The organism is Acinetobacter sp. YH1901134, assembly GCF_013416965.1.
Taxonomy (GTDB): Bacteria; Pseudomonadota; Gammaproteobacteria; order Pseudomonadales; family Moraxellaceae; genus Acinetobacter; species Acinetobacter amyesii.
Genome location: NZ_VPEW01000008.1, coordinates 113,796 through 128,933, shown reverse-complemented (window position 1 = coordinate 128,933; position 15,138 = coordinate 113,796). Strand labels below are relative to the sequence as shown.

General features: G+C 42.1%; 10 protein-coding genes. 5 read left to right on the top strand and 5 right to left on the bottom strand.

Translation table 11 applies throughout. The features are described 5' to 3' along the window. Window positions 1–303: 303 nt before the first annotated feature. The 3 genes from FTV50_RS10005 to dxs form a co-directional block, all read right to left on the bottom strand. Window positions 304–2,115 (bottom strand): DEAD/DEAH box helicase, encoded by a 1,812-nt coding sequence (locus FTV50_RS10005; protein ID WP_180024335.1) that lies wholly within the window; start codon window positions 2,113–2,115, stop codon window positions 304–306. 456 nt (window positions 2,116–2,571) lie between these two features. Then, window positions 2,572–3,402 carry an inositol monophosphatase family protein gene (locus tag FTV50_RS10000; RefSeq protein WP_078189303.1) on the bottom strand — a complete coding sequence of 277 codons (831 nt, stop codon included), beginning with the start codon at window positions 3,400–3,402 and terminating at the stop codon, window positions 2,572–2,574. Between the two features lie 112 nt (window positions 3,403–3,514). Continuing rightward, the gene (gene dxs / locus FTV50_RS09995; RefSeq protein WP_180024334.1) at window positions 3,515–5,425 is read right to left on the bottom strand and encodes a 1-deoxy-D-xylulose-5-phosphate synthase; all 1,911 of its coding nucleotides are present in this window, start codon (window positions 5,423–5,425) and stop codon (window positions 3,515–3,517) included. Between the two features lie 311 nt (window positions 5,426–5,736). Here dxs and ribA point away from each other — a divergent pair, with 311 nt between their 5' ends. Further along, entirely contained in the window at window positions 5,737–6,339 is a 603-nt protein-coding gene (gene ribA / locus FTV50_RS09990; RefSeq protein ID WP_180024333.1) for a GTP cyclohydrolase II, read from the top strand. A 94-nt stretch (window positions 6,340–6,433) separates the two neighbouring features. Here the strand turns inward: ribA and hemN are convergent, their stop codons facing one another. Beyond that, window positions 6,434–7,807 (bottom strand): oxygen-independent coproporphyrinogen III oxidase, encoded by a 1,374-nt coding sequence (gene hemN, locus FTV50_RS09985; RefSeq protein WP_180024332.1) that lies wholly within the window; start codon window positions 7,805–7,807, stop codon window positions 6,434–6,436. A 277-nt stretch (window positions 7,808–8,084) separates the two neighbouring features. Here hemN and hemF point away from each other — a divergent pair, with 277 nt between their 5' ends. From hemF to aroE, 3 genes are all read left to right on the top strand, one after another. Further along, window positions 8,085–9,026: an oxygen-dependent coproporphyrinogen oxidase gene (gene hemF / locus FTV50_RS09980; RefSeq protein WP_180024331.1), complete on the top strand. Its 942-nt coding sequence runs from the start codon at window positions 8,085–8,087 to the stop codon at window positions 9,024–9,026. A 231-nt stretch (window positions 9,027–9,257) separates the two neighbouring features. After that, the gene (locus FTV50_RS09975) at window positions 9,258–9,479 is read left to right on the top strand and encodes a hypothetical protein (RefSeq protein ID WP_078189308.1); all 222 of its coding nucleotides are present in this window, start codon (window positions 9,258–9,260) and stop codon (window positions 9,477–9,479) included. 102 nt (window positions 9,480–9,581) lie between these two features. Then, complete coding sequence (gene aroE, locus FTV50_RS09970; RefSeq protein ID WP_180024330.1) at window positions 9,582–10,370, top strand: shikimate dehydrogenase; 789 nt, start codon at window positions 9,582–9,584, stop codon at window positions 10,368–10,370. A gap of 85 nt (window positions 10,371–10,455) precedes the next feature. On the opposite strand, the gene FTV50_RS09965 is transcribed toward aroE, so the two are convergent. Further along, on the bottom strand, window positions 10,456–12,966 hold the full coding sequence (locus tag FTV50_RS09965) for a hypothetical protein (protein ID WP_180024329.1): 2,511 nt from the start codon (window positions 12,964–12,966) through the stop codon (window positions 10,456–10,458). A gap of 230 nt (window positions 12,967–13,196) precedes the next feature. On the opposite strand from FTV50_RS09965, the gene FTV50_RS09960 reads away from it, so the two are divergent. Next, the gene (locus FTV50_RS09960; protein WP_180003419.1) at window positions 13,197–15,020 is read left to right on the top strand and encodes an acyl-CoA dehydrogenase C-terminal domain-containing protein; all 1,824 of its coding nucleotides are present in this window, start codon (window positions 13,197–13,199) and stop codon (window positions 15,018–15,020) included. The last annotated feature ends 118 nt before the right edge of the window (window positions 15,021–15,138 follow it).

The following is a 15,138-nucleotide window of genomic DNA, read 5'->3' as shown; positions in this document are numbered from 1 at the left end:
ATTGTTTTTTATTATTAATGCGATTTTATAGAGGCTGTCTTCAACCCAATAGAAGAATTTAGTTAAAATAATTGTATATATAGTAAACGATATTACACAATAAGAGTGTCAAACCGATATAAGGCATAAGTACCTCGATCATCACTGTACGCATATTTGCCAACGCGTTTCCATTCATATTAATTATCATTAAACACATAAAGTTTGATCAAGTATACATTTTTCTGATTAAAAAGCTAATTTAAATCCATAAAAAAAACCAGTGTTTCCACCGGTTTTTTCGATATTTCTTTCGAAATTCAATTAGTCATTGAATTTACGACGTGGACGATCTTCACTGAAAGTGCGTTCGCCACGTGGTTTATCATCACCGAAACGTTTTGGACGGTCATCGCCGAAACGTTTTGGACGATCTTCACCAAATGAACGTTGAGGACGGTCACCGTTGAATTCACGACGTGGACGATCTTCACCAAATGAACGTTTTGGACGATCGCCATAACCTTCACGAGCTGGTTTGTAATCTACACGGTTACCACGGTTGTCATCGTTAGAACGACGGTCAAAACCACCTTCACGACGTGGACGATCGCTGTTAAATTCGCGACGTGGACGATCTTCAAAACCGCCTTCACGACGTGGACGATCGTTGTTAAATTCACGACGTGGACGATCTTCGAAACCGCCTTCACGACGTGGACGATCGTTGTTAAATTCGCGACGTGGACGATCTTCGAAACCACCTTCACGACGTGGACGATCGTTGTTGTATTCGCGACGTGGACGATCTTCGCCACCGAATGAACGACGTTCGCCATCACGGTTGCCTTCACGACGTTTGAAGTTTGATTCACCTTCAAAACGACGACCGCCACCGAAGCCACCACGACCACCGCGACCACCATCACGACGACCACGACCGCCATCACGGCTACCGCGTGCAGGAGGTGGAGATGGCTCAAGACCTTCAATTTCAGACACATTTAAACGTGCATCTAAGAAGTCTTCTAAAGCACGGATTTTACCGCGTTCACGGTAAGTCGCTAAAGTAATCGCGTTACCAGTACGGCCCGCACGACCTGTACGACCGATACGGTGTACATAGTCTTCGTTCTTCATTGGAAGACCGAAGTTAATTACGTGAGAAATAGTTGGTACGTCTAGACCACGTGCAGCAACGTCAGTCGCAACTAAGATTTTTGCACGACCTTCACGAATACTGCGTAAACGACGGTTACGTACAGTTTGTGGCATTGCACCGTGAAGAGCGACAACTGAGTGACCTGCTTCTGCAAGTTCTTCAGCCAACATATCTGTATCTTCTTGAGTAGATGCGAATACAACTGCTTGATCTACAGACTCATCAGATAACCAGTGAGTCAAAAGTTTTTTCTTGTGTTCGAAACCATCAGTCCAATGAAGAGTCTGAGTAATGTCAGTATTTGTAGAGTGACCAGTTTCAATCGCAATACGCTGTGGATCATTCATCATGCGTTCTGCAAGTGTAATGATACGCGGCGCAAATGTTGCAGAGAACATTAATGTTTGTTTACGGTTAGCAGCCAAGTCGCTGATCGCTTCTAGGTCTTCAGAGAAACCTAAGTCAAGCATACGGTCAGCTTCGTCAACGATTAACGCATCAACGTTGTCTAGTTTAATTTGACGACGGTTAACCAAGTCAAGTAAACGACCTGGAGTCGCTACGACAACTTGTGCACCTTTAAGCTGTTGAATTTGTTTACCGAAAGGCATACCACCCATAATTGCAGCAATACGAACACCTTTCATATGACGTACTAAAGCAATTGCGTCTTGGCTAACCTGTTGAGCCAATTCACGTGTAGGGCAAAGTACAAGAATAGACGGTGCAGTTACCGCTTTCATGCGCTCTTTGAAAGACATCAAAGTGTCTTGACCAGCCAAAGCATTCACAGTTGGGAGTAAGAATGCAGCAGTTTTACCAGAACCAGTTTGGCTTGATACAAGAAGGTCTTTACCTTCTAATGCAGCTGGAATTGATTGTTCTTGCACTGGAGTCGGAGTAGTAAAACCTAGACCTTGTAATGCTAGTTGTAACGACTCATGTAAAGGAAAATCAGCAAAAGTTTTGCTCATAGAGTATTTCACCCCAAAAATGGGTGCTCCATTAAAAATATAAATTCAGATGGACATCGGCAAAAAGCGGCACAGCAAAAAACGCTGAAAATATAGAATCAGCGGCGATCCGAGAACGACGATGTGTATAACGCACACATGATTACAGCCGCAACCTGAAGGAATCGCTTAGCGATTGGGTGGGGCGCGAAATATCGTCCTCTCTTTGGACCGGAACGCGCATACACAATGATAGAAGAGAATGTTCAGGTAATGAACGAAATTTAGTGCGTGCGGGGATTATAGCAGAAAGTTTTTAAATGTCACCTGTTTTAGTCAACTTCAGAATGTTTTTTGTAAGAAGCTTTAAATTATAGGTGTTTAAGCCTTTATTTTTGACCAATTAGACAAAATAAAGCCCTCATAAAGAGGGCTTTATTTCATTATTCTGTCAATAAACTCGAACTAAGCGTTCTATTATTTAGCAGCTTCACCCCAAGCTGGAACAACAGCTTGCATAAGTGGTTTAAGCATTTTCATAGAACATGCAAGTACTTGACCATTGTCCATTGAGTCGTTACCACCACGAGCATCAACCACAGTACCACCCGCTTCTTTCACAATAAGTTCACCCGCAGCGATGTCCCATGGTTTCAAACCAAGTTCGAAATAACCATCGAAACGACCAGCAGCAACATATGCTAGATCAAGAGCAGCAGAACCTGAACGACGGTATTGAGCACCGGCTTCAGTCACATTTAACAATGAGTTGAAATGGTTTTTCGCATAAGAAACCACTTCGCCATTACGAATTTTACGATACGCATGACCCACTGAAAGGAAAGTGTTTTCTAAGCTGTCTTTTACATTTACACGAATACGGCGTTGGTTCATCATCGCACCGCGACCACGGCTTGCAGAGAACAACTCATCTTTCACAGGGTCATAAATAACACCGTGCTGAGTTACACCTTTATGTTGAACTGCGATAGAGATGCAGAAATGTGGAACACCATTAACGAAGTTTAATGTGCCATCAAGTGGGTCGATGATCCAACACCAATCAGCGTCATGACCTTTACCTTCTTGAAGACCAAACTCTTCGCCTAGGAAACTGTGATTTTTATAGCTTTTACGTAGGGTATCGATGGTCAATTGTTCCAAATAACGGTCTACACGCGTTACTGGACCATCAATTCCTTTTTCTTCGACTTGTAGATCGAGTTTATGACGATTTTGATGCGCTTTTAAAAGCTCTTGACCAACTAATTGAGCCGCACGCGCAGCCATAACCACCATAGGTTCCATTGAACACCCACTACAAATTTGAAGATACTGATAAAGAATAATGCATAAAAGCCCTTATATCTTATCAAATATAAGGGCTTTTAGGGAAAAAATGTTTCTAAAAATTAGAAATTCAGCAAACTACAGTTGACTTATGTTTTATCCAGCTTTGTGTCACAGAAGTGATAATGCCTTCAGCATCTAGTCCAGCTTGTTGTAGCATTTGAGCATGTGTCGCCTGATGCATAAATTCATCTGACAAACCTAAATTCAGCATCGGTTTAACAATACTAGCCTGCGCTAAATATTCATTTACCGCACTACCCGCACCCGCCATCACTGCATGCTCTTCAACTGTCACAAATAGTTGCGTGCTTGCCGCGATTTGATCGATCAACTGTGTATCTAATGGTTTTACAAAACGCATATTTAGCACACGAACTGCAACATCCAGTTTTTCAGCCAATACTTCAGCCGCCTCAACCGCTGCCTGAACACGGCTACCAAATGCTAAAATCGAAATTGTTGCATCTTGCTGATCATTGAAGTTTGCAAGAACTTCACCACGGCCAATTTCAAGCTCGGTCATCTCTTGCTGAATCTCAACACCTAGTCCATTACCTCGTGGGTAACGTACTGCCGCTGGGCCTTTATACAAATAAGCCGTATGCAACATTTGACGACATTCATTTTCGTCTTTCGGCGCCATGATCACCATGTTCGGCACGGTACGCATAAAGGCATAATCATATGCACCGGCATGCGTTGGGCCATCTTCACCAACCAAACCTGCACGGTCGATACCAAATGTCACATCAAGATTTTGCAAAGCGACGTCATGAATCAGTTGGTCATAACCACGTTGTAAAAAGGTTGAATAGATTGCAACAACCGGTTTTACCCCTTCACAGGCCATACCCGCAGCCAAAGTCACCGCATGTTGTTCTGCAATGGCAACATCAAAAAAACGCTCAGGGAACTGCTTTGCAAATTGCACCATGCCTGAGCCTTCACACATCGCAGGAGTAATCGCTAATAAACGATCATCCTGTACAGCTTCATCACATAACCACTGACCAAAAACATCTGAATATTTCGGTGCAGTTGCCACAGCAGCAGGTGCATTCAGTTTACTGATGGCATGGTATTTAATTTGATCTGCTTCGGCAGGTGCAAAGCCTTTACCTTTTTTGGTATAGACATGCATTAAACGTGGGCCTTTGCGTTTTTTTAAGGCTTCAAACACGTGTGTTAATTGTTCAACATCGTGCCCATCAAAAGGACCAAAGTAGTCAAAGCCAATGGCTTTAAATAGGTTGTCTGCAGCATCGGTCGCAGCACAATGTAGGCGTGAGTTATACGCCCATTCAGGATGAGGTTGAATATAAGCTTCGCCATTTTCAGAAATATTCACCGATTGACCACTTTCCCAAATCGCAGCCAAATGCTTAGCAAAACCACCTGTACTGCATGAGATCGACATATCGTTGTCGTTCAATACCACCATGAGGTCAGCATTGTGTGCCACCGCATCGTTCATGGCTTCAAAAGCCATGCCCGCTGTCATCGCGCCATCACCCACGATTGCAACCACATGACAGGGATCTTGCTTGAAGCGACGTGCCAATGACATCCCAAGACCAGCAGAAATCGCAGTTGATGAATGGCCTACGCCAAAGGTGTCAAATTCAGATTCTTCACGGGCAGGAAACGCTGCCAAACCATCTTTGGCACGAATCGTCACTAATTGTTCACGACGACCCGTTAAGGCTTTATGCGGGTAGGCTTGATGACCCACATCCCAAATCAGACGATCACGTGGTGTATCAAAACAGTAATGCAATGCCACGGTTAATTCGATCACCCCAAGATTGGCACCAAAATGCCCACCACTTTGTCCGGCCGCATACAAAATAAATTGACGTAACTCATCCGCCACTTGCTCTAATTGGCTGCGCTCGAGTAAACGAAGTTGTTGAGGATGGTTAATCGTATCCAGCAACGGTGTTACAGGGCGTTGAAATGGTATTTCTTTATACAGCATAATGTGGCAAAGCCTTCTAAAGCCTGGCAAATTCCTAAGCTCGGTCTAAATGGGTAACTCGATCATATCGTCGAATTGTATCACCTTACAATCAGCCAAACTTGTAGCGATGTAATTTTTAGCAATGATCTCGTTGGGGAGATTTTGAATGAGTCAGATTATCCTGAATAATCTTCCTATTTATCAACTATTATCGTTCGCTTTATACAAAAAAGAAAATGTTCTGCATAAATTCGTCGTTGCAATTCTACCAATGTCCAAGCATTACGCTATACTTTAGCCAATTTATAATCGAATAAACGGGTTAAGCAGTGCCTATAGAATTTGTCGCAACGTCAAGATTACCGACCGCTTTTGGTGAATTCAATATTACGGTTTTTCAGGATCCTGAAACCGGTGAAGAACATGTCGCACTCTCTAAAGGACTAGAACAAGCTCCCACTGAACCTGTTTTAGTTCGCATCCACTCTGAATGCCTCACCGGTGATGCCTTCGCTTCACTCAAATGTGACTGCGGCCCACAGCTTCAAGCGACCCAAAAATTAATTAATGATGCAGGTCAAGGGGTGATTTTATATTTACGCCAAGAAGGTCGTGGTATTGGTTTAACCAATAAAATCCGTGCTTATGCCCTACAAGACCAAGGCCATGACACAGTGGATGCCAATTTATTATTGGATCTTCCTGCCGATGCACGTCGTTATGATATGTGCCCTATCATGTTGAATCATCTCAATATTACTGCTGTGCGTCTCATTACCAATAACCCATTAAAAATTGAAGCGCTCCAAGAGCAAGGCGTGAATGTCGTTGATCGTGTTCCGCTGACTGTGGGTTTAAATCCCTTTAACGAACAATATTTAAAAACCAAACATGATCGTATGTCGCATATGTATCAAAAGGACGATTTTTAAAAATCATTTAAATTCTCCATAAATTAATCCCTCCAAACCTCCCTTTACAAAAGGGAGGCTTTCCCCTCTTTATTAAAGAGGGGTTAGGGGAGATTCAAATCGTCATCGAAAAAATACGATTTTCAGGGACACGTCGTTTTAATCGTAAATCAAAAGCCATGCAGATATTACGGACAAAAGGCTTGCCTGCATCACTCACCTGAATGTGCTGATCAAAAATCTCGAGCAAGCCATCTTCTTGCATTTCAGCCAATTGCGCTAATACTTCATCAAGCTCAGGAAATTGCATTTCTGGACCTGCCCAAGAAGTTTGGAAGGTACACATCAAATTGAGAATATGTTTACGAATGATTAAGTCCTCATCTGTCAGCACATGCCCCCGATAGACTGGAATTTCATTCGCTTCTAAACGTGCATAATAGTCTTCAATTTTCTTTTCATTTTGTGCAAAGCTGTACCAACTGTCACTGATCGAAGATAAGCCGAGACCAATCATCACTTGGGTTTTCGATGCGGTATAGCCCATAAAATTACGGTGCAAACTGCCCTGCTGAAAAGCTTGATACATTGGATCTTGGATTAATGCAAAATGATCCATTCCAATTTCATGATAGCCATGTGCAAGTAATTGCTTCTTACCTTCTTCATAGCATTGACGTTTTAAATCATCTTTCGGCACATCGGCATCTTTAAAACCACGTTGCCCATTGCCCTTAATCCACGGCACATGCGCATAGCTATAAAAGGCTAAACGATCTGGCATCAAACGATTGGTCTGTTCAATAGTATGCAACACGTCGTTTAAATCCTGAAATGGCAAACCAAAAACCAAGTCATGCGAAATAGAGGTATAGCCAATATCACGTGCCCACTGTGTCACTTGTTCAACATGTGCAAAGGGCTGAATACGGTGGATGGCTTTTTGCACCTTCTCATTATAATCCTGCACTCCATAACTTACGCGTCGAAAACCAACATCATACAAAGCTTGTAAATGCTCACGTGTGGTATTGTTCGGATGCCCTTCAAAGCTAAATTCATGTGTATCGGCAATATCAGCATGCACTAGAATGCCTTGAATCAACTGGGTGAGATGCTCAGGAGAAAAGAAAGTAGGCGTTCCCCCGCCCAAATGAATTTCTTTAATTATTGGCCGGTCGACCAAGAGCTGACAATATAAGTCCCATTCTTTCAGCACCGCCTGAATATAAGGCAGCTCCATCTCATGTTTTTTCGTGACTTTTTTATGGCAACCACAAAACGTACATAAGCTTTCACAAAATGGTAGATGGATGTACAGACTGATGCCTTCAAGGTGATTGCTCTCATTAAAAGATCGCTTCAAGCCCTGTTTCCACTGTTGTAATGAAAACTCAGCTTCCTCCCAATACGGCACGGTTGGATAACTGGTATAGCGTGGACCTGGTACATTGTATTTTTGAATTAAAGAACTCGCCTGCTGAGACATCGATGCACCATTTCAATCAATGAGATTCAATTTAAATCTACCTTATGATTATTGTGCTGAGCTTCAGATGTGAATTCAACCTAGCAAATTTGTCGGAATAGGCCCAATTTCAGCCGGAGCAATTGCTGCTAACTTTGCATGATCTTTTGGTTTAATCACTAGATATCTAGATTTAAAGCAAAGATCCGATGCTGAGTATCGGGAAAAATGCCTTAAGTTTTCACGTAATTTATGCTTTGATGACACTTATCTTTAAATTATTTTAATAAAGGTCACCATGCAGAATCCAACTTCAGCCGATATACAACGTGTAGATGAATTCCTTCGCGATTTACAGGCACAGATTTGTGCCGCATTGGAACAGCAAGAACGTGCTGGTGGCGGAAGTGCCGAATTTGCGATCGATGACTGGGAACGCCCTGAAGGTGGTGGTGGTCGCTCACGTGTTCTTCAAAATGGAACGGTGATTGAAAAAGGCGGCGTGATGTTCTCGCACATTAACATTTCAAAATTACCGGCCTCTGCGACTGAACGCCATCCCGCTATTGCAGGTGCAAAAGCGCAAGCCATGGGCGTGTCATTGGTAATTCACCCGAAAAACCCCAACGTCCCGACCTCACATGCCAATGTGCGTTTATTTGTCGCGGAAAAAGAAGGACAAGATCCGATTTGGTGGTTTGGCGGTGGTTTTGACCTCACTCCATTTTATCCAAATGATGAAGATGTCTTGTCTTGGCATCAAACTGCCCATGATCTTTGTGCCCCATTTAGTGATACACTCTATGATGAACATAAGAAATGGTGTGATGACTATTTCTATCTCAAACACCGTGATGAACAACGTGGTGTGGGTGGTTTATTCTTTGATGATCTCAACCAATGGGACTTTGAAACCTGTTTCAAATATATGCAGGCCGTCGGTAATGGTTATTTAGAGGCAATTTTACCGATCTTCCAAAGAAACCAAGACAAAGCCTATACCGAAGCACAACGAGACTTCCAACTTTACCGTCGTGGTCGTTACGTTGAATATAACCTAGTGTATGACCGTGGCACCTTATTTGGTTTACAAACTGGTGGGCGTATTGAATCCATTTTAGTAAGTATGCCACCTTTGGCGGGCTGGTCGTATCGTCCTGAATGGGAAGAAAATTCTCCAGAGAAAAAGCTCACCGACTTTTATTTAAAACCGCATGATTGGCTTAATATATTGATATAAAATAGATAGACATGTATTTGCCTCTGTCCATCAGGGGCTTTTCATTGCCTTTTAATTAAAGTATTTATATTTCTAGGTAATATCTTGATGCATAAATAAATTTTTTAAGCATTTACTTTGTAATCATATTGCTCAACAATGACACATCTTTTAAACAGCTTTACGCTATGTCATTGCACAATGTGTCAATAAACTCATGGCTGTAACTTTCTTGTACGGAGTACAACGCACATGACACATCAAACACTCAATAAAAAAGCAGTCAGTCTTACTGCCTTGGTGTTTTGGAGCTTTGCTGTTGTGCTAATCAGCGCTATCAGTACTAATATTTTTTCCGAAACGTCTTTGAATGACAATTTGGCTATTGGCTTCATGGTGGTTGCCTTGATTGGTCTAGTCATCAGTGCTGCCAGCATCTTGATTCAAAGCGTCTTAGATATTTGTAATCCTTAATTTTCCGCCTTTATTTCACGATTTTAAGACTGCCCGAACTTTAGCCATCATCAGATTTGGCGTATATTGTCTGCTCTTTCACATCTACATGGACGCTGTGCAATGAGCAAACAATTTGCCGTGATTGGCAACCCGATTGAACAATCACGTTCACCTGAACTTCATCATGCCTTCGCTGAAAAAACAGGCCTCGACATTCAGTACAGCAAACGACTTGCGCCACTCGATGGTTTTCAGCACAGTGTCGAATCTTTCTTTGCCGAAGGTGGCATCGGTATGAATGTCACTGTTCCATTTAAAGAACAAGCCTATGCACAATGTGCCGTCCTTACTGAACGTGCCAAAATTGCAGGTGCGGTCAATACATTATGGATGCAAGATGGCACACTCCATGGCGATAATACCGATGGACAAGGCCTAGTCGATGCCATCCGTGCCTTAGATTGGAATTTAGAACAGAGCGATATTTTAATTATTGGTGCAGGTGGTGCGACACGTGGCGTGATTTATCCACTGGTACAAGCTGGGGCCAAAAAAATCGTGATTGCCAACCGTACTTTAGCGCGTGCTGAACAATTGGTCGCTGACTTAAAAACTGCCGTACCGAATGCCGAACTTGCAGCCATTGCCCTCACCGAATTAGCAGGTCAATTTGATCTGGTGATTAATGCCACATCGGCAAGCTTAACGGGTGATCCGCTAATTTTGCCTGAAGCTTTACAATTCACCCACGCCTATGAAATGGCCTATGGCAAACCATCGACATTTTTGGATCAAGCCAAAGCACGCCATGTTCCAACCTCAGAAGGTTTTGGCATGTTGGTTGGTCAAGCGATTGAATCTTTTTCCATTTGGAATGGCGTCAAACCTGATCTAAAAGACTTTCTATAATTCAAAATGATTTGCTCAATTTACTTTCAAAGCAGTCGAAACACCTAAAAAAAGAACCTCAATTGAGGTTCTTTTTTTATCCAACTTAGTTCTTGTGTTTTTGTATGGCTTTATAGGTTTCATAATAAGCCGATTGGCTGAACAACTCTTCGTGTTCTGCTGTTAGGCCTTGTAATGACGCTTCTGATAATTTTCCTTTGATATCATCAGCAAAGGCTTGCGCATAGATTTTTGATGCTTTCACCAAATGCGCTTTTTCAGTTCCTTCCAGTTCATAGCTAGCTAAAAAGTTTTGTTGATATAAATGTGCAAAAATCGCCTGATCAGTCTTATAGGTTTTTTGCAACTGCTTCCATTCAACCTGAGCTTTGTACTCACCAATCCCCGACTGCACATAATGATTGACTGAAGAACCTAAGTCATCAAAGTCTTGATAGCGATGCAAAGCATGCTTATCACGTAATTGATTTAAACGTTTCAGCGCATTACCTGTTGGCTCTTTTAAGCCATCAACAAATCGATATGCATAAACTTCAGCAATTTCATTCAAATCATTGGCTGAGTAATAACGCACATACTGAGCGCGATAATTAGCAAATGCCACGACAAATGCCGCTTGATAGGCTTTCACTTCAGATTGATGGCGCTTATAACTTTGCAAAGCCACATTACTTAGATATTCAGGTAGTTCGATTTCTTCATTTGCAGCACGGACATCATCAACCGATGCAGTTTCTGCTTCAGCAAGCAGAGGATCATTTCCTGTGATCGGCGCAAGCAGGCCTTTCAACATATTTTCAAAGAGTGAATCTTTACTGACTTCCTCAATGGATTTTGCCTGTTTCATGGCTTGACGATCAATTTTAGTCGCATTGCCATAATTCAAGATTTGGTTGCTACTTTTCAGCTTTAATTGACCTAAACGTGGCTCATTAAAGGCCAATTGATAGTCCATTACTTGGACACGACCTTTATGATCTAAGCCTACATCCATCACGACATTCGAAGATGATTTATCCTGTGTATTCAGCACCTGTGCAATTTCAGCTTGATGCTTTTGCCATAATTGCTGGAATTGTTTTACATCGATAAGTTGTTCACTTTGATATTGCTGGAATACTGGTTTTAACTGCTCAACAGCATCCGAAATCTCTGAATCTGTATTGGATGCGTCCGCAGCAGAGGCCGATGGTACAGCATCTTCTTGCAGCGGTATCACCCGAACATCTTGATAATCCTGACACAGTGTGACTTTACCAATCGGCACCTGTTTGGTGTTCATCAAGGCTTGACAGACTTCCTCAGATAAGTTCGCTGTTTCATCATCTTCTTCTGAAGCCGCATAAGCTTCGGTTACTTCAGTATCCGTACTATAGGCTTCTTCGTCATCACCCGCGGTCGCCTCCGCATATGCACTTGCAGTATCGATCGCGTATTCAGCAGATTCAGCAGCAGAAGACGTTTGTTCTTCTTCCGTTTCGTGTTGGTGATAAATCAGGCCATGCATTTTCGCATTGAGCAGCTCATTCACACGTTCTACAGATGCATAAGCCGCATCAAAGTCTTCATCCTCAGCTGCTGCCACAACTGCAGTCCCTCCCGCCGCTTCAGCCGCAGCCATCGCCTCTTCGGAAGCACTGTGATGCACAGCAGCGTCCACAGATTCATCTTGCTCGGCGTCACTATTACGCTGACCTTTGATTTGCGTGGTGTAATAGTTGGCATTCACAAAATCGAAAAGTTCAAGCTGGGTGTATAGCGCATTAAGATCACCCACATAGCGGATTTTTTTAGTCAGCCCTGCATTTTTTTCATCACGTGTTAAAGCAATATTTTGCACTTGATTCGGCTCTGCCAAGACATAAGGCAAAGCATTCATTTGTTTTAAATAGTCAGCAAATTTTTTCAAATCGTACTGAGCAATCGTCTCTTTATGTTTTGAAAAATCCACATAAGCCAAGCTGCTTTGGCTTTCACGATTTACCATAAACGGCATGAACGCAAAGTAGTTGGTATAAAATTTATGTTGATTAAAATCAATGATCATCGGCAACTGTGCATTGACCTGCAAAGTCGGTTTTTGATAACTCAGTTGTAAGGTTAAGGCGGCAAGTTTTTCTCTAAAATGTACTGAACCGCTATAGCTAAACTGTAAATCATTCAACACATTCAGCAGTGATTGTGCAATTTTAGATTGCGGAGAAACGCCATCCTCTTCATCGCTATAACGCGCTGATGGTGGGATCGATTCATTGGCAATGGCTTGATAGAGCTGTTTCTTTTCTTTTTGGCTAAACGGAATATTTTGGGTTTTAATCAACTGATCCAGTTGTTTTTTAAGTTTAGGATCCAGCTCTGGCTGTGTGCTTATCGCAGGTTTTGACTTGGTTTCAGGCTTTTTTTCATCGAACTGAATATCGGTCTGAATTGAAAATTGCCCTTTCATGTCATAACTGGCATTTTCAAACATTGCGTTTAAGCCTTGAGTGGCTTGTTGCCCGAGAGACTGATCCGTTGAATTGGTTTTTATGACATGTTGAGCACACCCAGTAATACTCAAACCCAGTAAACAAAGTGTTATATATTTTAATCGCATAATTGTACGAAAGACCTAAGTTCTTTATGATTTATTAAAAGAAAAAAATGATCAAAAGATCAACATCAAGTCTATCAGAAGTTTACATTTCACATGTTGGTTAAATATTACAATTCGCCTTTCTGACATTTTTTAAGGGCGTATTCATCAATGTTTTTTGGATAAAATTATGAATAATCAAATCATCAATACAGATAATCCAAAAAAATTTAGATATTAGGATTAAGACTATGCCTGCATATAAAGCGCCTTTACACGATATTCGTTTCTTAATGAATGAAGTGCTCGATTACCCAGCACACTACAAAACTTTGTCTAATGGTGAAGCTGCTGATGCAGATACTGTCGACATGATTTTAGAAGGTGCAGCGGATTTTTGTGAAAACATCCTTTCACCTTTAAACCAAACGGGTGATGAAGAAGGCTGTCATTTTGAAAATGGTGATGTGAAAACACCAAAAGGGTTTAAAGAAGCCTATGACCAATTTGTACAGGGTGGCTGGCAAGGTCTGTCTTTCCCTGAAGAATTTGGCGGTCAAAACTTGCCACAGTCGTTGAATCTCATCAAATCTGAAATGATGGGTACAGCGAACTGGTCATTCCAAATGTATCCAGGTCTCAGCGTAGGTTGTATCAACACCATTCTTCAATTTGGTTCAGAAGAACAGAAAAACCAATATTTACCGAACCTTGTTGCTGGAACTTGGTCAGGCACCATGTGCTTAACTGAACCTCAATGCGGTACCGACTTAGGTCAGGTAAAAACCAAAGCGGAACCTCAAGCTGATGGTAGCTATGCAATTTCTGGTACAAAAATCTTCATCTCTGCGGGTGAGCATGATTTAACAGAGAACATCGTACATATCGTTCTTGCACGTCTTCCAGATGCACCTGCAGGTACAAAAGGCATTTCATTATTCATCGTTCCAAAATTCCTTGTGAATGCAGATGGTACTGTGGGCGAACGCAATCCTGTAACGTGTGGTTCGATTGAACACAAAATGGGGATCCGTGCTTCGGCAACAGCTGTGCTGAACTTTGACAATGCCATTGGTTACTTGATCGGTGAAAAACACAAAGGCCTACATGCAATGTTCACCTTCATGAACACTGCACGTATTGGTACAGCAATTCAAGGTATTGCACATGCTGAATTGGCATTCCAAGGCGCACTTCCATACGCCAAAGAACGTATGTCTATGCGCGCACTTTCAGGTAAAAAAGATCCTGAAAAAGTAGCCGATGCGATTATTCACCATGCAGACGTACGTCGTATGCTTTTAACTCAAAAAGCGATCGCTGAAGGCGGCCGTTCAATGATTTACTATGCAGCTCAAATTGCGGACAAAATGACTGATGCTTTAACCCGCGGTGATACAGCAGCGTTTGAAGCACATGATGACCACTTAGGCTTCTACACCCCGATTCTCAAAGGTTTCTTAACCGAAATGGGTTATGAAGCTGCAAACCATGGTATGCAAGTATACGGCGGTCATGGTTATATTAAAGAATGGGGCATGGAACAAATTGTTCGTGACTCACGTATCTCTACTCTCTACGAAGGCACAACCGGTGTTCAAGCACTAGACTTGATTGGTCGTAAAGTTCTGTTGACCTCTAAAGGTAAAGTGATTCGTGACTACACAGCTGAAATCTTGAAGTTCTGTGGTCAACATGCACGTAACAAATACATGCGTCGTTTTGCGTGGGACTTAACGAAGCTTTGTGCACAGTGGAATGCATTAACGGTTCGTATCATGCTTGCAGCACGTAAAGACCGTGACATCGTATCTTCTGCTTCTGTAGATTTCTTGATGTTCTCTGGCTACGTGATGATGGCTTATTTCTGGGCACAACAAGCTGCCGTAGCTTCTGAAAAATTAGCAGAAGGCAATGGTGCAGAAGTTCCTGAGTTCTATAAAGCAAAAATCAAAGTGGCTGACTTCTACTTTGAACGTCTATTACCACGCTCACAAGGTCACGCTGAAGCAATGGTTAACCCATCGAAGACCATGACTTCTTTGGCTCCTGAACACTTTAGCTTTGACTACTAAGCTTTAAACCGAGTTAAATGACTCTATAAAAAGACCGCTTCGGCGGTCTTTTTGTCTTCTCTTTTAATTTTCATCTATAGCGATAATGAGCAGCATTCTTAATTTCTTCATGAGGTAA